The organism is Paenarthrobacter sp. RAF54_2 (genome assembly GCF_052113945.1).
Taxonomy (GTDB): domain Bacteria; phylum Actinomycetota; class Actinomycetes; order Actinomycetales; family Micrococcaceae; genus Arthrobacter.
Map to the genome: position 1 here is coordinate 75,091 of NZ_JBFRDV010000018.1, position 18,136 is coordinate 93,226.

Annotated in this window: 17 protein-coding genes; 1 reads left to right on the forward strand and 16 read right to left on the reverse strand. The window is 62.4% G+C overall.

Translation table 11 applies throughout. The features are described from left to right. Positions 1–46: 46 nt before the first annotated feature. The 7 genes from pyrF to pyrR are packed head-to-tail and all read right to left on the reverse strand — an operon-like array spanning position 47 to position 8,948. A complete protein-coding gene (pyrF, locus tag AB4Y87_RS18175) occupies positions 47–931 on the reverse strand; it encodes an orotidine-5'-phosphate decarboxylase (protein ID WP_442005696.1) in 885 nt (294 codons plus the stop codon). After that, entirely contained in the window at positions 924–4,232 is a 3,309-nt protein-coding gene (carB, locus tag AB4Y87_RS18180) for a carbamoyl-phosphate synthase large subunit (protein WP_442005697.1), read from the reverse strand. The genes pyrF and carB overlap by 8 nt, the downstream gene beginning before the upstream one ends. Continuing rightward, positions 4,232–5,482 (reverse strand): glutamine-hydrolyzing carbamoyl-phosphate synthase small subunit, encoded by a 1,251-nt coding sequence (carA, locus tag AB4Y87_RS18185; protein WP_442005698.1) that lies wholly within the window; start codon positions 5,480–5,482, stop codon positions 4,232–4,234. The genes carB and carA overlap by 1 nt, the downstream gene beginning before the upstream one ends. Continuing rightward, positions 5,463–5,984 (reverse strand): PH-like domain-containing protein, encoded by a 522-nt coding sequence (locus AB4Y87_RS18190; RefSeq protein WP_442005699.1) that lies wholly within the window; start codon positions 5,982–5,984, stop codon positions 5,463–5,465. The genes carA and AB4Y87_RS18190 overlap by 20 nt, the downstream gene beginning before the upstream one ends. Further along, a complete protein-coding gene (locus AB4Y87_RS18195) occupies positions 5,984–7,339 on the reverse strand; it encodes a dihydroorotase (RefSeq protein WP_442005700.1) in 1,356 nt (451 codons plus the stop codon). The genes AB4Y87_RS18190 and AB4Y87_RS18195 overlap by 1 nt, the downstream gene beginning before the upstream one ends. Beyond that, positions 7,339–8,367, reverse strand: coding sequence for an aspartate carbamoyltransferase catalytic subunit (locus AB4Y87_RS18200; RefSeq protein ID WP_442005701.1), 1,029 nt, complete (start codon positions 8,365–8,367; stop codon positions 7,339–7,341). The genes AB4Y87_RS18195 and AB4Y87_RS18200 overlap by 1 nt, the downstream gene beginning before the upstream one ends. After that, positions 8,364–8,948, reverse strand: coding sequence for a bifunctional pyr operon transcriptional regulator/uracil phosphoribosyltransferase PyrR (gene pyrR, locus AB4Y87_RS18205; RefSeq protein WP_431115377.1), 585 nt, complete (start codon positions 8,946–8,948; stop codon positions 8,364–8,366). Before pyrR ends, AB4Y87_RS18200 begins: the two co-directional genes overlap by 4 nt. A 156-nt stretch (positions 8,949–9,104) precedes the next feature. On the opposite strand from pyrR, the gene AB4Y87_RS18210 reads away from it, so the two are divergent. After that, complete coding sequence (locus tag AB4Y87_RS18210; RefSeq protein WP_442005702.1) at positions 9,105–10,358, forward strand: PrsW family glutamic-type intramembrane protease; 1,254 nt, start codon at positions 9,105–9,107, stop codon at positions 10,356–10,358. A gap of 63 nt (positions 10,359–10,421) precedes the next feature. On the opposite strand, the gene nusB is transcribed toward AB4Y87_RS18210, so the two are convergent. The 9 genes from nusB to ruvX all read right to left on the reverse strand — a co-directional run bounded on the left by nusB (position 10,422) and on the right by ruvX (position 18,135). Next, positions 10,422–10,832 carry a transcription antitermination factor NusB gene (gene nusB / locus AB4Y87_RS18215; protein ID WP_216925562.1) on the reverse strand — a complete coding sequence of 137 codons (411 nt, stop codon included), beginning with the start codon at positions 10,830–10,832 and terminating at the stop codon, positions 10,422–10,424. After that, positions 10,832–11,395 (reverse strand): elongation factor P, encoded by a 564-nt coding sequence (gene efp / locus AB4Y87_RS18220; RefSeq protein ID WP_011774957.1) that lies wholly within the window; start codon positions 11,393–11,395, stop codon positions 10,832–10,834. The genes nusB and efp overlap by 1 nt, the downstream gene beginning before the upstream one ends. A gap of 167 nt (positions 11,396–11,562) precedes the next feature. Beyond that, on the reverse strand, positions 11,563–12,084 hold the full coding sequence (locus AB4Y87_RS18225) for a tetratricopeptide repeat protein (RefSeq protein ID WP_442005703.1): 522 nt from the start codon (positions 12,082–12,084) through the stop codon (positions 11,563–11,565). Next, complete coding sequence (aroB, locus tag AB4Y87_RS18230; protein ID WP_442005704.1) at positions 12,081–13,172, reverse strand: 3-dehydroquinate synthase; 1,092 nt, start codon at positions 13,170–13,172, stop codon at positions 12,081–12,083. The genes AB4Y87_RS18225 and aroB overlap by 4 nt, the downstream gene beginning before the upstream one ends. Next, on the reverse strand, positions 13,169–13,723 hold the full coding sequence (locus AB4Y87_RS18235) for a shikimate kinase (RefSeq protein WP_442005731.1): 555 nt from the start codon (positions 13,721–13,723) through the stop codon (positions 13,169–13,171). Before AB4Y87_RS18235 ends, aroB begins: the two co-directional genes overlap by 4 nt. An 11-nt stretch (positions 13,724–13,734) precedes the next feature. Next, positions 13,735–14,934 carry a chorismate synthase gene (gene aroC / locus AB4Y87_RS18240; protein WP_442005705.1) on the reverse strand — a complete coding sequence of 400 codons (1,200 nt, stop codon included), beginning with the start codon at positions 14,932–14,934 and terminating at the stop codon, positions 13,735–13,737. Positions 14,935–14,960: 26 nt separating this feature from the next. After that, entirely contained in the window at positions 14,961–15,815 is an 855-nt protein-coding gene (locus tag AB4Y87_RS18245) for a shikimate dehydrogenase (protein WP_442005732.1), read from the reverse strand. Next, positions 15,812–17,548: an endolytic transglycosylase MltG gene (mltG, locus tag AB4Y87_RS18250; RefSeq protein ID WP_442005706.1), complete on the reverse strand. Its 1,737-nt coding sequence runs from the start codon at positions 17,546–17,548 to the stop codon at positions 15,812–15,814. The genes AB4Y87_RS18245 and mltG overlap by 4 nt, the downstream gene beginning before the upstream one ends. Beyond that, positions 17,545–18,135, reverse strand: coding sequence for a Holliday junction resolvase RuvX (ruvX, locus tag AB4Y87_RS18255; RefSeq protein WP_442005707.1), 591 nt, complete (start codon positions 18,133–18,135; stop codon positions 17,545–17,547). Before ruvX ends, mltG begins: the two co-directional genes overlap by 4 nt. Between the last annotated feature and the right edge of the window lies 1 nt (position 18,136).

Here is an 18,136-nt window from a genome sequence, read left to right on the forward strand (position 1 = left end):
CCTGAACCTACCGGGAGGCGCCGTGTTCCGCAATGAGCTGCAGGCATCATTCCGCCCGTAGCCCGTCGAGTGTTTCCTGGGTAGCCGCCCGCAGCGCTGCCGTCGTCGGACCGGCTGCCAGGATGCCCCGGCTCGAGGTGGCCAGCACCGTGGGATAGGCGGCCCCGAAAGTGGACCGGAGATCCGCCGGAGTAGCACCCTGCGCACCCAGGCCAGGCGCCAGGATTGCTCCGCGGACCGGGCCAAGATCGATGTCCAGATCTTCGAGTGCAGAACCGATGGTGGCGCCCACAACAAGTCCCACTGAACCCAGGACGCCCGTGTAGCGCTTGTTCTCGGCTGCGGCGGCAGTGACTATCCCGCCGGCGACGGAATTGCTTCCGCCAACGTGCTGGACAGACTTTCCCTCCGGATTGGATGTCAATGCGAGCACAAACACTCCCCTGCCATTTTGCGCAGCAAGGTCCAGTGCCGGACGCAGGGATTCGAAGCCCAAGTATGGACTCAAGGTCACTGAATCTGCGGCCAGGGCCGAACCATCGCGCAGCCAGGCATCTGCGTAGGCGGCCATGGTGGAACCGATATCACCGCGCTTGGCATCTGCGATGCTCAGCACATCCGCCTCGGCAGCTGCGGCCAACGTCCGCTCCAGGACAGCCATGCCCGCCGAGCCGTGGCGTTCGTACAATGCCACTTGCGGCTTCACCGCGGCAGCGAGGGAAGCCACGGCCTCCACAACGCTGAGCGAGAAGCGCTCCAGCCCGGCGACGTCGTCGTTCAGTCCCCAGTCAGCCAGCAACTGGGGATGGGGATCGATTCCGACGCACAGCGGACCGCGGCTGGCCATTGCGGCAGCCAGCCGGGAGCCAAATGACTCCCGGTCCGGCTGCTGCGCGTCCTGGGCCTCGTGCCCAACAACAGAGTCAGGCATTGACGGCGGCCTGTGATGCGCTCAGGTTGGCTGCGTGCTCCTGAAGGCTGGTGACAGACCATTCGTAGGTGCGCAGTGCCTCAATTGCCTGCACGGCTGCGTTGAATTCAGCCACGGTGGTGATGCAGGGAATGCCGATGGATGTTGCCGCGGCACGGAGTTCGTAGCCGTCGCTGCGGGCTTCCCCGCCGGACGGGGTGTTGAAGACCATGTCGATCTCGCCGGCAATGACGAGGTCAGCGATGGTGCCTTCACCTTCGGCGCTGCTGCCCTCGGCCACCTTACGGACCGGAGTCGCCTGGATGCCGTTGCGGCGCAGAACGTCAGCCGTGCCTCCCGTGGAGACGATCTCGAAGCCAAGGTCCGAAAGGCGCTTGACGCCCATGATCACCGAGCGCTTGTCGCGGTTGGCTACCGAAACGAAGATCTTGCCTTCGGTGGGCAGCGCGTTGTTTGCGGCGGCCTGGCTCTTGGCGAATGCGGTATCGAAGTGCTTGTCGATACCCATGACTTCGCCCGTGGACCGCATTTCCGGCCCGAGCAGGGAGTCGACAACCTTGCCCTCCGGCGTACGGAAGCGGCTGAACGGCAGGACAGCTTCCTTGACGGCGACCGGAGCGTCCAGGGGCAAGGTGGAACCGTCACCGGTTTCCGGCAGCATCTTGTAGGCGGTGCGGAGCTGGTTGATGGTGACACCGGTACCGATCAGTGCGGCAGCCTTGGCCATCTGAACGCCAGTGGCCTTGGAAACGAACGGTACCGTACGCGAAGCACGCGGGTTCGCTTCAAGGACGTACAGGACGTCGGAGGCCAGCGCGAACTGGATGTTGATAAGGCCACGGACGCCCACGCCCTCAGCGATGGCCCGCGTTGCAGTGCGAACGCGCTCGATCACGTTGTTGCCAAGTGTGATCGGAGGAAGGACACAGGCCGAGTCTCCGGAGTGGATACCGGCCTCCTCGATGTGTTCCATGATGCCGCCGAGGTACATGTCGGTGCCGTCGAAGAGGGCATCGACATCGATTTCGACCGCGTCTTCCAGGAAGCGGTCAATCAGCACCGGGTGGTCCGTGGTGATTTCCGTGGCGTTGGCGATGTAGCGGGAGAGGTTTGCCTCATCGTAGACGATCTCCATGCCGCGGCCACCCAAGACATAGGACGGACGGACAAGCACGGGATAACCGATCTCGTCAGCGATCTTCTTGGCATCCTCGAAGGAAACGGCGGTCCCGTTCTTCGGGGAGGTCAGGCCCGCCTCGTCCAGGACGCGGGCGAAGGCGCCACGGTGCTCTGCGAGGTCAATCGCCTCAGGCGAGGTGCCCAGGATCGGTACGCCGGCGTCGGCGAGCTGCTGTGCGAGCTTCAGCGGGGTCTGGCCACCGAGCTGGACGAACACGCCCATGACGCCACCGGTGCGTTCCTCGGCCGCGATGACCTCAAGGACATCCTCAAGGGTCAGGGGCTCGAAGTAAAGGCGTGTGGAAACGTCGTAGTCCGTGGAAACGGTCTCGGGGTTGCAGTTGACCATGACGGTCTCGTAGCCGGCCTTGCGCAGCGCCATGGAGGCGTGGACGCAGGAGTAGTCGAACTCGATGCCCTGGCCAATGCGGTTGGGACCTGAGCCAAGGATGATGACGGAGGGCTTGGCGTGCAGGCCTACCTCATCTTCCTCGTCGTAGGACGAGTAGTGGTACGGGGTGTAAGCGGCAAACTCAGCGGCACAGGTGTCCACCGTCTTGTAGACCGGACGGATACCCAAGGCCTGGCGGACGCCGCGGACCACTGCCTCATTGTTGTGCGTCAAGGCACCGATCTGCTCGTCTGAGAAGCCGTGGCGCTTGGCGTTGCGCAGCATTTCCTCGGTGAGGACGCCGGCCTTGCGGATCTCCTGCGCGGTCTCGTTAAGGAGCTGCAGTTGGTCCAGGAACCAAGGATCGATCTTGGTGGCTTCGAAGAGGTCTTCCACCGTGGCGCCACCCAGGAGCGCGCGCTGCACCTGGTGCAGGCGGTCCGTCGTGGGACGCTTGGCCTTCTCGATGAGCTCGGCAACCTCGTACTCCGGCACGGAGCTGAAGTCCAGCTGCGAGCCCTTTTGCTCCAATGAGCGGAGGGCCTTCTGCAGGGCTTCGGTGAAGTTGCGGCCCATGGCCATGGCTTCGCCAACGGACTTCATGGTGGTGGTCAGCGTGTTGTCAGCTGCCGGGAACTTCTCAAAGGCGAAGCGCGGCACCTTGACCACAACGTAGTCCAACGTCGGTTCAAACGATGCCGGCGTCTTCTGGGTGATGTCATTCGGGATCTCGTCCAGGGTGTAACCAAGGGAGAGCTTGGTGGCGATCTTGGCAATGGCGAAGCCCGTTGCCTTGGAGGCCAGCGCGGATGAACGGGATACGCGCGGGTTCATCTCGATAACCACTACGCGTCCCGTAGCGGGGTCGATGGCGAACTGGATGTTGCAGCCACCGGTGTCCACGCCGACTTCGCGGATAACAGCGATGGAGACGTCCCGAAGCTTTTGGTACTCGCGGTCCGTGAGGGTCAGCGCCGGAGCAACCGTGATGGAGTCACCGGTGTGGACGCCTACGGGATCGAAGTTTTCGATGGAGCAAACAACAACGACGTTGTCGTTCTTGTCGCGCATCATCTCAAGCTCGTATTCCTTCCAGCCGAGAATGCTCTCTTCGAGCAGGACCTCGGTGGTGGGGCTGTACTGGAGGCCCTGGCCGACGATGCGGCGGAGGTCGTCCTCGTTGTAAGCCAAGCCTGAGCCCAAGCCACCCATGGTGAAGGACGGGCGGACCACCATGGGGTAGCCGAGGTCTTCGGCCGCAGCGAAGGCTTCGTCCATACTGTGAATGATGTGGCTGCGGGCCGACTCGGCGCCACAACGCTCAACGACGCCCTTGAACTTCTCGCGGTCTTCTCCGAGCTCAATGGCAGCAATGTTTGCGCCAATGAGTTCCACGTTGTACTTCTCCAGCACACCGTTCTTGTCCAACGCGATCGCAGTGTTCAGAGCCGTCTGGCCACCCAAGGTGGGCAGGATAGCGTCCGGACGTTCCTTGGCGATGATCTTCTCAACAACCTCGGGCGTGATGGGCTCGACGTAGGTGGCGTCGGCGAACTCGGGGTCCGTCATGATCGTGGCCGGGTTGGAGTTCACGAGGATGACGCGGAGGCCTTCCTCCTTGAGGACGCGGAGAGCCTGGGTACCGGAGTAGTCGAACTCGGCTGCCTGGCCGATGACGATGGGGCCGGAACCGATGACAAGGACGCTCTTGAGATCTGTACGCTTGGGCATTACTTCTTGTCCTCAGTCTTGGATTCGGTGGAGTTGGCGGCGCCCGCCGTGGCCGATTTTGTTTCGGCCATGAGGTCGATAAAGCGGTCGAAGAGGTACGCAGCATCGTGCGGGCCAGCCGCGGCTTCAGGGTGGTACTGGACCGAGAACGCGGGGATGTCGAGGCAGGCGAGGCCCTCAACGACGTCGTCATTCAAGGAGACGTGGCTGACTTCCACGCGGCCGTAACGCTCCTCGGGGGCGACCGTGGCACCGTTCAGCGGCGCGTCGACGGCGAAGCCATGGTTCTGAGACGTGATTTCAACCTTGCCGGTGCGGCGGTCCATTACCGGCTGGTTGATGCCGCGGTGGCCGTAGCGGAGCTTGTAGGTTCCAAAGCCGAGGGCACGGCCCAGGATCTGGTTGCCGAAGCAGATGCCGAAGTAGGGCAGTTTCTCGTCCAGCACCGAACGCAGGAGTGAGACCTGGTGGTCTGCGGTGGCAGGGTCACCGGGCCCGTTGGACATGAAGAAGCCGTCCGGGTTGACCGCGTTGACATCCTCCAGGGTGGACGTCGCCGGAAGGACATGCACACGCACGCCGCGCTCGGCGAAGCGAACCGGGGTCATTGCCTTGATGCCGAGGTCGACGGCGGCAATGGAGAACCTGGGCTCGCCTTCCCAACCGTGGTCCTTGGGTTCCACGATGTAAGCCTCGTCGATGGAGACCTCTTCAGCCAGCGCTGCGCCTTCCATCGGGGCGCTTGCCAGCACGGCGTCCAGGAGCTCCTTGTCCGATGCCTGTGCAGCCTCGCCGGAGAAGATGCCTGCGCGCATGGTCTTGTGCTCGCGAAGGTGGCGGGTGATGGCACGGGTATCGACGCCCTGGATGCCCACGATGCCTTGCTCTACAAGTTCATCATCAAGGCTTCGTTCAGAGCGCCAGTTGGAGGGGCGGCGCGCGGCGTCGCGAACGATATAGCCGGCCACCCAGATGCGGCGGGACTCAGCGTCTTCGCTGTTGACGCCTGTGTTGCCGATGTGGGGTGCTGTTTGCACCACGAGCTGGCGGGCGTAGGAGGGATCGGTGATGGTCTCCTGGTAGCCGGTCATTCCGGTGGCGAAGACGGCCTCACCGAGGGCCGTTCCCTGGGCGCCGTAGCTGCGGCCGCGGAACATGCGGCCGTCTTCGAGCACCAGTACTGCTGCTGAGGGGGTGGGTGTGGTGGCTGCTTTACTGTCCGTCACTTTGTTACTTTCCACTATCGGCATCTGCCTGAGGGGCTGCGGAGATCAATTCTTGGATGGCTTCGAGGAGGAGCTCTTTGTCGGCTGCGTGCCTGGTCCGGAATCCGGTATCCAGTTCCTTGCCGCCCAGCTTCCAGCTGATGACCAGGAGTCCGTCTTTCTCAACGAACTTCCCGGCCATTCCAGCGGTTTGGCGGCCTTCAGCCACCGCGGAGCGTGGGATAAATACGGGATTGGCGCCTGAGCGGTCGAACAGGATGCCTTCAGCGTGGATGCTCAATTCCGCGTTGGTGCGGATTCCAAGGCCGTGCACTGCGATCCGGTCCAGCCAGTCACCTGCCGTGGTGGTAGCAACGTACTGGCCCTCCGCTACGGCAGTGGCCGGCGTGAGTTGCTGCGGCACCTCCGGGAGGCGTTCGACGTCGGCTTGTCGCCTCAGCCGGTTCCGCCACCCCAGCCAGATCATCATCAGGACCAGGATGATCAACGGCACCGTGATGAGCACGGTGAGTGTCTGGTTGTTCATCAGCTACCGCTGACTGCCCCGGCGGCATCCGGGGTTGGGTAGTTTCCGGCGTACCGGTACGGGGTGTTGAGCTTGCCGTTGAGAACAGTGGGGTGGCCCTTGAAGAATGTTGCGACCACGGATCCGGGCAGCTCCTTGCCCTTGAACGGTGAATTGCGGCCCATGGTGGCCATCTTATGGGGGTCGACCGTCCAACGCGCAGCGGGGTCCACCAGAATGACGTTGGCGGGCTCGCCTTCCTCCAACGGCCGGCCCTGGTCCGCCACGCGGCCAATCACTGCCGGGGTGAAGGACGTGACACGGGCGAAGTCAGCCCAGGTCATGAGTCCGGTTTCGATCATGGTCTCCTGAACCACCGACAAGGCCGTTTCCAGGCCGGTCATGCCCATGGCTGCCTGCGCCCACTCGCATTCCTTGTGCTCGCTGGGGTGCGGGGCGTGGTCAGTGCCGACAACATCGATCGTGCCGTCAGCCAGGCCTTCACGCAGCGCCTGGACGTCGGCATCCGTACGCAGCGGCGGGTTGACCTTGTACACGGGATCGTAGCTGCGGACCAGTTCGTCGGTGAGGAGCAGGTGGTGGGGCGTGACCTCGGCGGTGACGTTGATTCCCCGGGCTTTGGCCCAGCGCACGATTTCAACAGATCCAGCGGTGGAGACGTGGCAAACGTGGAGGCGTGAACCCACATGCTGCGTGAGCAGGACGTCGCGGGCGATGATGCTCTCCTCGGCCACGGCCGGCCAACCGGCAAGTCCCAGCACCGCCGAGACGGCGCCTTCGTTCATCTGCGCCCCGGCGGTAAGGCGGGGTTCCTGCGCGTGCTGGGCCACCACGCCGTCGAACGCTTTGACGTACTCCAGCGCGCGGCGCATCAGCACGGGATCGTGCACACAAATGCCATCGTCGGAGAACATCCGCACCTGGGCGCGGGAATCCGCCATCGCGCCCAGTTCCGCAAGTTGTTCACCGGCAAGGCCAACCGTGACGGCACCCACGGGACGCACGTCCACCCAACCGGATGCGCGGCCGAGGCTGTGGACCTGTTCGACGACGCCCGCCGTGTCAGCAACGGGGTTGCTGTTGGCCATGGCGTGGACGGCGGTGAAGCCGCCCAGGGCTGCGGCACGAGTACCGGTCTCGACCGTTTCGGCATCCTCGCGGCCGGGTTCGCGCAAGTGCGTGTGGACGTCAACCATGCCGGGGAGGGCAACCAGGCCCGCCCCGTCGATCACTGTGGCGTCGTCGTCGTGGAGATCCTTGCCGCGGGCGGCGATGATGCCATCCCGGATCAACAGGTCTTCAACTTCGCCGCCGAGAATGGCGGCCCCGCGGATCAGGTACGTGTTCTCGGCCATCAGTTGCTCTCCTTGGTGGGCTGGCTTACAGCGTGGGTGGTGGCTGCCGTTGCAGCGGTTGCTTCGCGGGAATCCCCGGAGAGCAGCAGGTAAAGGGCGGCCATGCGCACTGAAACACCGTTCCGCACCTGTGCAAGCACTGTTGAGCGGGGTGAATCGGCGGCGGCCGAGGAAATTTCCAGGCCACGGTTCATGGGGCCGGGATGCATGATGATGGTGTCTTTCATGCCAAGGTCATCCAGTGCCCGAAGCCGGGCGTCGTCGAAGCCCCAGCGCCGTGAGTACTCACGGGTGGACGGGAAGAACGAGGCATGCATGCGCTCACCCTGGACTCGCAGCATCATCATCGCGTCGACGCCCGCTTCCAGCGTTTCGTCCAGGTTGTAGCTGACCTTGCAAGGCCAGTGCTCGACGCCGATCGGCAGCAGTGTGGGTGGCGCAACCAACGTGACCTCGGCACCCAGCGTGCGCAACAACCAGACGTTGGACCGGGCCACGCGGGAATGCAGGACATCTCCGACGATCGCCACACGCATGCCTCGAAGGTCCGCCCCCGTGGACTTCGTCCCGTTGAGCTGGGACCAGTGGCGGCGCATCGTGAACGCATCCAACAGCGCCTGCGTGGGGTGTTCGTGGGTGCCATCGCCTGCGTTGATCACTGCGGCGTCGATCCAGTCCGTGGCAGCAAGCCGGTGCGGAGCCCCCGAAGCCCAGTGACGGATGACAACCGCATCCGCGCCCATGGCGGCCAGCGTCTGCGCAGTGTCTTTGAGGGACTCGCCCTTGGACACGGAAGAGCCCTTGGCGGCGAAGTTGATGACATCGGCGGAAAGCCGCTTGGCTGCAGCCTCGAAGGAGATCCGGGTCCGGGTGGAGTCCTCGAAGAAGAGGTTCACTACCGTGCGACCCCGGAGTGCGGGGAGCTTCTTGACCTCGCGGTCCCCCACGGCCGACATTTCCTCGGCGGTGTCCAGGACCCGGATGGCGTCGAAAGCGCTGAGGTTCTCAGTGGAAAGGAGATGCTTCACTTGCCAGCCTCGATTACTACTTCGTTGACCGGCACGCCATCTACGGAGTCGATTTCCTCAAGGTGGACGCGGACTTTTTCCGCGGAGGAAGTGGGCAGGTTCTTGCCTACGTGGTCCGCGCGGATGGGAAGCTCACGGTGACCCCTGTCCACCAGGACTGCCAGGCGGACAATCCTGGGACGGCCAAGGTCCACCAGGGCATCCAGCGCTGCCCTGATGGTGCGGCCGGAATACAGGACGTCGTCGATGAGGACAACAACTTTGTTGTCGATGCCAGACAGTGGCAAGCGTGTGTGGTGGGGAGGCCTGGTGGGCTGGTGTGAAAGGTCGTCACGGAACATGGTGACGTCGAGTTGGCCGACGATCGTTTCCGCGTTGACACTGGGGTCAGCGGCAGCGATCTTGTTGGCGAGCCGCACGGCCAAGGGATAACCGCGGCTGGGAATGCCCAGGAGAACCAGATCTTGGGAGCCCTTGTTGGCTTCGAGGATCTCATGGGCGATACGAGTCAGCGCGCGATCGATGTCCGCTTGGTTGAGGACAACCCGCGACGGAACCTGCGCTGAAGTGACTTCAGTCATTTGCTCGTCTCCCCTTTCCCCGCCTCACGGGACGGAATTAAAAAAGGAATATTTGCCTTCCAAAACTACCACAGCGGGAAGTGGCCGCCTCACCGGGCGACGGACGAGGCGGTGAGTTAAAGCTCACAGTCAAGGCTGTGGAATAGGCTCTAGGCCATGAGCAGCAACCATCCTGGGCACCCCGGCGGACACCAACCCTACCCGCGGCCCTACCTGGAACCGGCAGCCAATCCAACGTGGATCGGGCGGGTACAGCCCGGAAACTACCAACCAGCCCCCGGGAACCCCGGCGACCTTCCCCAGCAGACCTGGGCGGCTCCACCGGCATCCCGGGGACGCCGGTCGCCGGGCACACTCCCCCTGCTCCTGGCGGGCGCCATATTAGTCCTCGGCAGCCTTCTCCTGGTGGTTCCGTTCCTGCTGGGCAATACAGGAATCGCCGGCTTCGTGATCGGGTTCATCGCCTCCCTGATCCCGTTGTCGGTAGTGCTGCTGACCGTGCGGCTCATTGACCGTTGGGAGCCGGAACCGAAAAGGCTGCTCTGGTTCGCTTTCACGTGGGGAGCCGCAGTTTCGATTGCCGGAACCCTGTTAATCCAGCCCCTCTTCGCCTTGGCAGCTCCTACCACCAGCGAAGAAGCATTCATATACTTCATGGCCACGGTCCAGGCTCCCATCGTGGAGGAATTCACCAAGTCGCTAGGCCTGTTGCTTCTCATCCTTGGTGCCCGGAAGTACTTCGATGGCCCCGTGGACGGTGTCGTCTTTGCTTTTACCATCGCCGCCGGCTTCGCCTTCACGGAGAACATCCTCTACTTTGGCCGTGAGATCGCGTCATCATCGGAGCCCGGCACGGACCTTGTCCGCATCTTCATCCTGCGTGGGGTTATGTCACCCTTCGCACATGCCATTTTCACGGGAACAACCGGCCTCATCATGGGATTCGCCGCCCGGAGGTGGCACTCCGGCTATGCAGTCCTGGCCTTCGTCATCGGCCTCCTGCCGGCCATGTTCCTGCACAACAGGTGGAACAGCATGGGCCAGGACTTCCTGCTGGACTACTTCGTGGTGCAGGTGCCAATCTTCCTGATAGCGGCCCTCGGCATCATTTTCCTGCGCATTGCCGAAGGCAAACTCACCCGCCAGCGGCTCCTCGAATATGCCAGGGCCGGATGGTTTACGCCTGCCGAAGTTGAAATGCTGGCAACATCCCAAGGAAGACGACATGCCCTTCGGTGGGCGGCTTCCAGTGGTCGCGCCGCACAGATGCGCGCATTCATCAAGGGTGCCACGGCCTTGGCGTTCACGCGCCAACGCATCCTCAGCGGCCGCGATGTGCTCCTTCATCAGCAGGATGAACTTGACCATCTTCGTGCGATTCCAGCGCTTCGGGCGGCTGTGCTGCACTAGGAGCTTGAGCACGCTTAAAGAGAAGGACCCGCATCCTGAATGGATGCGGGTCCGGCGGTGCACTTAGGCGAGAAGCGACGGCTTGAGCTTCTGGAGCCGGCCAAGCAAGCCGTTGATGAAGGCCGGTGATTCGTCCGTGGACATCGTCTTGGCGAGGGCCACAGCTTCGCTGACAGCCACTCCGTCCGGGACTTCGTCGTTGTAGAGGAGTTCCCAAGCGCCAATGCGGAGGATGATGCGGTCTACCGAAGGCATCCGCTCCAGTGTCCAGCCCTGGGCATAGGTCTGCAGGAACTCATCGATGGTTGGCTGCATGGAGACGACACCCTCAACGATTTCCATCGTGTAAGGATTGATGACGAGATCCGTCTTCTCCCGACGCGCCTTGAGCGCGTCAAAAGCCGAAACGGAGCGCTGCTCCGCCTCGAAAAGTACTTCAAGTGCCCTGCTACGGGCTTTACCGCGTGCGCTCACTAGTCGTTGACCCGGCCCAGGTAGCTGCCGTCGCGGGTATCAACCTTGACTTTGGTACCCTGCTCCACGAACAGCGGAACCTGGATTTCGTAGCCGGTTTCCACGGTCGCAGGCTTGGTGCCTGCCGAGGAGCGGTCGCCCTGGAGGCCGGGCTCGGTGTAGGTGATTTCGAGAACGACGCTCGGCGGCAACTCGATGTACAGCGGCGTGCCTTCGTGGATGGCGATGTTCACCATCTGGTTCTCAAGCATGAAGTTTGTGGCGTCGCCGACCGTGGCGCCGGAAACGGTGATTTGGTCGTAGTCCTGGGTGTCCATGAAGACGAAGTCTTCGCCATCCTGGTACAGGTACTGGTAGTCACGGCGGTCAACCGTAGCGGTCTCGATCTTCAGTCCGGCGTTGAAGGTCTTGTCAACCACCTTGCCGGACATGACATTGCGCATCTTGGTGCGAACGAAAGCGCCACCCTTGCCCGGCTTGACGTGCTGGAACTCAATGATGTTCCAGAGCTGGCCCTCGAGCTTCAGTACGGTTCCGTTCTTGATGTCGTTTGTGGTTGCCACTCGTATCCTCTGGTTTCTCTCACTGGTTCTAGCTACGGTTTCTAGCTTCCAGCCGGGTATGCCAGCCAGCACCCCAAAAGGCGTGCCAGCGCGTATTTATCAAAAATCCAAGAACCATTCTACCGTCAAATGCACAGTGGCTTGCCTACGGGTGGTTTCGCCCGGGATCAGGACGCGAGTTCCAGCACATCCCTGGCCCGCTGGAGGGCCACCGCAGAGGAGTAGATCAGTGCGGCATCGGCAGCCTTGGCAACCCTTAGGTCCAGTGCCTTGGCGAACTCCTCGGATGCTGCCAGCGCATTTCCGCTGACGAAATATGCCCGGCCTAAATACTGGTGGACGATCGCTTCCTTGGAAGTACCTTGGACTTCCTGCAGCAGCTGGCGGAACAGTTGGATGGCACGATCCAGGCGATTGGTGGCCCGGTGGACTTCGGCTTCAAAAATCCGCAATCGGAAGGATTCCGGGTCCTTGTAGCGTGCCTCAGCGAGCAGTTCCGCCGCTTCCTTGGGCTGGTTTTCCAGCAGCAGCGCCATGATCCGGTCCGCAGGGTCTTCCGAAGCCGCCAACGCAGACTCCAGTGCGTCTTCGTTGACGATGACGGGCAGCAAAGTATCGGGGTTCGTGCGGACGCCCGGGAATCCGCCGGTTGGCCAGTCGCTGACGCCTTCTCTGAGGGCGGTCATCATGAAGCAATCTCCTGGTAAGCGGCAAACAACAGGGAGGTGTCCGGGACGTCCAGAATGCCGGGCTTGGCTACGCCATCCAGGACAACAAAGCGCAGGAGGTCCCCACGGGACTTCTTATCGCGCCGCATTCCGTCCAGCAGGCCTTGCCAGCGGTCCTTGCGGTAGGTGATAGGGAGGCCAAGGCTCTCAAGGATGGTGCGGTGCCGATCGGCGTCGGCGTCCGAGAGACGTCCAACGCTCCGGGCCAATTCCGCAGCGAACATCATGCCTACCGACACGGCCGCGCCATGGCGCCACGAATAGCGCTCCACGAGTTCAATGGCATGGCCAAGGGTGTGTCCATAATTCAGGATCTCGCGCAGCCCGGATTCCTTGAGGTCCTGGGAGACGACGTTGGCTTTGACCGCAATGGCACGCTCGATGAGTTCACGGACAACGTCCGATTCCGGGTCCATCACTGCGTCCGTGTTCTTTTCAATGAGGTCAAGGATCGCGGGATCGGCGATGAAGCCGCACTTGATGACCTCTGCCATTCCAGAAATCAGCTCGTTCCTGGGCAACGTCTTCAGTGTGTCCAGATCCGCCAGAACAGCCGCGGGAGGATGGAATGATCCCACCAGGTTCTTGCCTTCGGCAGTGTTGATACCTGTTTTGCCGCCAACTGAGGCATCCACCATGCCCAACAGGCTGGTGGGCATGTGGATGACTTTGACTCCGCGAAGCCACGTGGCAGCAACGAATCCGGCGAGGTCGGTCACCGCGCCGCCACCTACGGCCACGATGGCGTCCGAGCGCGTGAAGTCGTTCTGACCCAGTACCTGCCAGCAGAAAGCGGCAACCTGTATGTGCTTGCCTTCTTCGGCATCCGGGATCTCCGCCGTTAGTGCGGTGAAGCCAGCAGATTCGAGCTCATCGCGGACGGTGTCGCCGGTCAGGCGAAGAGCGCGTGGGTGAATGACAAGCACGCGTCGAACCCGCTCGCCAAGTTTGGCGGGAAGCGATTGCAGGAGGCCACGGCCCACCACGACGTCGTAGTTCTCAGCGGTTGATTGGCCGGTCACCTTGATGACAGTTGCTTCGTTGCTCACTTTTCAACTTCCTCTTTCAAGGCTGCATGCTGGCGCAGCCGCTCCTCCAGGTGGAGGCCGATTTCAGCCACGGATCCTGAACGGACGTCCAGGACGATGTCTGCAAGACGCTCATATACAGGACGCCTGGTGGCAAACAGGGCCTCCCAACGGGACATTGCGTCGCCCTGCAGCAGGGGCCTTCCAGTATTTCGCGCGATCCTGTCCGCAACGGTGGAGGCATCGCATTCCAGGTAGACCACGGTGCACTCCCCCAGCAATTGCTGGGTTCCCGAGTCCAGAACGGCTCCGCCACCCAGCGAAATCACCGCGGGCTGTTGCTTGGCGGCCTCGATGGCCTTCGCCACTGCCCGGGCCTCAATTTCACGGAAGGCGTGTTCTCCCCGACCAGCGAAGATGTCCGCGATGCTGCCGTGCGCGGCAACGACAACCGCATCCGTATCCACAAAAGGAACGCCGAGCTGCTGGGCAAGTTGCTGGCCGATCGCAGACTTGCCAACTGCCATAGGGCCCACCAGGACAACGGGACGGCCAGCGCAGCCGCCCTGGATCGTGCGGCCCACTACCGGCCGACCGAGTCCAGGGTTGCCGGGATGTTGTCCAGGTAGCTCTGCAGGTTACGCATGGTCTCGGCAACAGAATCACCGCCGAATTTTTCGGCAATGGCTTCTGCGAGGACAAGAGCCACCATCGCCTCTGCTACTACGCCCGCTGCTGGAACTGCACAGACGTCCGAACGCTGGTGGTGCGCCTTGGCTGGCTCGCCGGTGCTGACGTCAATGGTGCGGAGTGCGCGGGGAACCGTGGCAATTGGCTTCATGGCGGCCCGGACGCGCAGGACTTCGCCAATGCTCATGCCACCCTCAATGCCGCCGGCGCGGTTGGTCTGACGAATGATTTTGCCGTTCTCATCCTTAAGGATTTCGTCATGCGCTGCGGAACCGCGGCGGGCAGCGGTGAGGAAGCCGTCACCGACCTCTACGCCCTTGATGGCCTGAATACCCATTAGCGCTGCGGCGAGACGCGAATCGAGGCGACGGTCCCAGTGGACGTAGCTGCCCAATCCAGGGGGAAGTCCGTAGGCAAGGACCTCAACTACGCCTCCAAGGGTCTCGCCTTCCTTGTGGGCGGCATCCACCTCGGCGACCATCGCGTCCGAAGTCTCACGGTCAAAGCAGCGCAGGGGATCGGCGTCAAGGGCGATGACGTCCTTGGGCAGAGGCAACGCTTTGCCTTCAGGAACGGTGACGCTGGCGATGGAAACGGTGTGGCTGACCAACTCCACGCCCAGTTGCTTCAGGAACTGGGCGGCAACGGTACCGAGCGCAACACGGGTGGCGGTCTCGCGCGCACTGGCGCGCTCAAGGACCGGACGGGCTTCGTCAAAGCCGTACTTCTGCATCCCGGTGAAATCGGCGTGCCCAGGGCGCGGGCGGGTCAGCGGGGCATTGCGGGCTTGGTCGGCAAGGACTTCAGGGTCCACTGGATCAGCAGACATGATCTGCTCCCACTTTGGCCATTCGGTGTTGCCCACCTGAATGGCAACGGGACCACCCTGGGTGATGCCGTGACGTACGCCACCGAGGATGGTGACTTCATCCTGCTCAAACTTCATGCGGGCGCCACGTCCATAGCCCAGGCGACGACGCGCCAAAGCATCACGGATTTGCCCGCTGGTGAGTTCAACACCGGCGGGCACGCCTTCAACAATTCCGATCAGAGCCGGACCATGGGATTCACCGGCAGTCAACCAACGCAACATATAACCAATCCTGCCATGTAAGGCCTCTAGAACACTCGCCGGGGAAGCCCAACTGAGTCGCACATCACATCTATGACGGAGGCGTCAACGTCACAGCCACTGAACTGTCGGATCTGCTCTGCTGCTTGGTACATCAGCATTTCGAGCCCCGGAACCACCGCTCCCCCATGTGCGTGCCAAACCTCGGCGAGGCGGCTCGGCCAAGGGTCATATGCGACGTCAAGCAAAACACCCGCCGCCGTTCCCGGCAGGGCAGAGAGTTCCTCCGCCAGGGCATCGGCCGCACGCGGTGGAAAGGTGGAGATGACCAGCCCGGAGGAAGCAACGGCCGTAGCCGCCTCGGTGAGGGGGCGGAGACGCAGGGAAATCCCGACGGCGGCAGCGGCGGCTTGCGCGTCGAGGGCACGTGCGGTGTCCCGCACGAAAACGTCGACATGATCGGCACCGAGCTCGCGCACAGCAGCAATCGCGGCTGCCGAGGTACCTCCACCGCCAAGAACAGCAGCATGCGGCGTCGAAGCGATTCCCGCGTAACGAACTGCTTCCACGATGCCTTCGACATCAGTGTTGTAGCCGATCCGGCGAACCGATCCGGCGTCGTTCTCGAAGACGACCGTGTTGATAACACCCAGGTGGGCGCCAGCACCACGAACCTCATCGACTTCCCTGACCATGGCCGATTTCAAGGGCATGGTTACCGAAAGCCCGCACCACGATGCGTCCCCGCGGAGGGAGTCCATGAACGCCGGAAGCCTGTCAACCGTCAGGTCGATTGCCGAGTATTCGATGTCCACACCGAGCTTGGCATAGGCAGCGGTGTGCATCGCCGGGGATTTCGAATGTGAGATCGGATGCCCGAGGACCGCGGCGCGACGACTCACACGCACCGTCCGGCGTTTGCCTGGCACCAGGCGTTGTACTGCTCAACGTAAGTGCTGTGTTCGGCCAGCGTCTTGGAGAACTTGGTCTCCTTGGTGTCCAGGTTGATGGTCACCCAATACAGGTAATCGTTTTGCGTCGGCTTAGCCGCTGCATCGATTGCCGTCTTGCCCGGGGAACCAATCGGGCCTGCGGGAAGCCCTGGATTTGCGTAGGTGTTGTAGGTGTTGGACTTGTCAGCCTTCTCTTCGTCCGTGAGGTGGAAGGACTTCTTGCCCAGACCATAAGTGACCGTGGCGTCTGACTGGATGAGCCCGTTGGTCTCCGTGTTGTTGGGCTTAAGGCGGTTATAAATCGCGCCGGCGACATTTCCGTAGTCGGCCTGGCCGCCCTCCGCCTGGACGATGCTGGCGATGGTTACGGTGTCGTACTGCTTGGCCGGATCCGTAATTCCTTGGGCCTTGAGCTCATCAAGGGTGCTGGAGACCAGCTTCTGGATGATGTCCTTACCCGATGTGCCCAGTGGGAAGCGGTACTCTCCGGGAGCCAGGAAACCCTCCAGGTTCTTGGCCTTTGCAGGCACCCCGAATTGTCCCGGTGCCTGGTTGAAGCCATTGAGCTGGGCCATGGGAATACCCGAGCCCTTGGAGATTGCCTCCAACGACTCGGTGATCCGCAGGCCTGCACTCAAGGCGAAGTAGATCACCTTGGAAGCGTCCTTGTTGACGAGGACCGCAACGGCGTCGGAGTTTTTCATCTCGGTACGGAAGGTGAATTCCCCGGGCGAGAGTTCCCCGCCCTCGGTCACGAATTCCTTGACGAAGGAATCGGCGTCTGCCACGACGTGATTTTCCACCAGGGCTGTTGCCACCGCCTTGGGGCCGGCGCCTTCCGGCACCGTAATGCTGACGGAGCCTGTCCCGGGACCGGGGTAATCAGTGACTTTATCCATGCCAAGGAGGGGCTTGAGGAATTGAGCCCCGATCGCGATGGCAGCAACAAAGACTCCCAGCGTAATCAGCAAAGCAAGGACACGACGGCGACGCCGCGCCTTCTTGGCCGCAGCTTTGGACGACGCCGTAACTTCTACTGGAGCGATGAGGTGGTGGTGCTCGTCATGAACCTCTCCATGAAGATCGTCATGAAGCTCCATGTGCCCTTCATGGGCCTCGTAATCGTACTCGGGCGCATGCTCTGCAAACGCATGATCGTCCACGTGGACAGAGCCTTCGTGGACTGAGCCTTCGTGGACACCGTAATGGTGGACCTCGTTGGCATGACCGGCATAGACATGTGCAACGGCTGGGACCGGAAGGGCATCGTTATGGTGCTCCTCTTCCGGAAGTGCAGGATCCACGTGCTCACTGGGAGATGGCGTCGCAATTGCCGGTGCTGCCTCCGGAACGGGCGGTAAGGCCTCCGGAACAGGAGGAGTTACGACTGTCTGCACGGGTTCAGGCGCAACCGGTTCAGGCGCCACAGGTTCAGGCGCAACGGGTTGAGCTGCAACGGGTTCAGGCGCAGCAATTGGCTTGGGAACCGCGGGAATGGGGCGCGGCAGTTCAGGCTCAACATCCGCCGAAGGCGCTGCTTCCCCCGGGGTCGCTTCAGGAACGGGTACGACGTTCTGGTTCTGCGTGGCGAGGAATCGTTCCCGCGCCCGCAGTTCCTTGCGGGTCAGCGGCATGCCGCCGCCGGCGGTTCCGCTGGAGGGGTCGTTGTTGACCGGGCTCACAGTTGCAGTCCCCTCGTAGAAGAATCTGGTTCAGGGCCGGAGGAAGCCTGCAGCGTTGGGGCACTGCTGGACGTGTTGGACTGCGCCGGTGCTTTTACGCGGCGGCCAACGTCCGTTCCTCTGGCTTTTTGCATGTCGATCGCGTGCTGAAGTATTCCAGCAGCGGCAACCTGATCAACCACTTTACGGTGGTTCTTGCTGCTCATGCCAGCTTCGTGCAGGTTCCGGTGCGCCGTAACAGTGGAAAGACGCTCATCTACGAGGTTCACGGGAACCTCCAAACCGGCGCGGGCAAGCTCGCCCACCAGCAGTTCGGCGTACTCCGTTGCCATCTGCGCGGAGCTTCGTTCCTCGCCCTTCATGGTCTTTGGAAGGCCCACGAAAATCTGCACGGCCCGCATCTCCGCAGCCTGTTTAGCCACCACGCGAACATCGGAGTTCTTCTTGGCGTCGCGGCTCACTGTCTTGAAGGGCGTGGCCAGGATTTCGTCGGGGTCGCAAATGGCCAGCCCAACCCTGACGGTGCCGACGTCTACCCCCAGCTTGATGCCTTGGGGGTAGACGCCGCTGTTCGTACTGGAATTCACC

Coding starts and splice junctions, on each gene's coding strand:
- pyrF (WP_442005696.1), bottom strand. CDS start 931: ATGCCTGACTCTGTTGTTGGGCACGAGGCCCAGGACGCGCAGCAGCCG.
- pyrR (WP_431115377.1), bottom strand. CDS start 8,948: ATGACTGAAGTCACTTCAGCGCAGGTTCCGTCGCGGGTTGTCCTCAAC.
- AB4Y87_RS18195 (WP_442005700.1), bottom strand. CDS start 7,339: ATGGCCGAGAACACGTACCTGATCCGCGGGGCCGCCATTCTCGGCGGC.
- carA (WP_442005698.1), bottom strand. CDS start 5,482: ATGCCGATAGTGGAAAGTAACAAAGTGACGGACAGTAAAGCAGCCACC.
- aroC (WP_442005705.1), bottom strand. CDS start 14,934: ATGTTGCGTTGGTTGACTGCCGGTGAATCCCATGGTCCGGCTCTGATC.
- AB4Y87_RS18190 (WP_442005699.1), bottom strand. CDS start 5,984: ATGAACAACCAGACACTCACCGTGCTCATCACGGTGCCGTTGATCATC.
- AB4Y87_RS18210 (WP_442005702.1), top strand. CDS start 9,105: ATGAGCAGCAACCATCCTGGGCACCCCGGCGGACACCAACCCTACCCG.
- AB4Y87_RS18225 (WP_442005703.1), bottom strand. CDS start 12,084: ATGATGACCGCCCTCAGAGAAGGCGTCAGCGACTGGCCAACCGGCGGA.
- carB (WP_442005697.1), bottom strand. CDS start 4,232: ATGCCCAAGCGTACAGATCTCAAGAGCGTCCTTGTCATCGGTTCCGGC.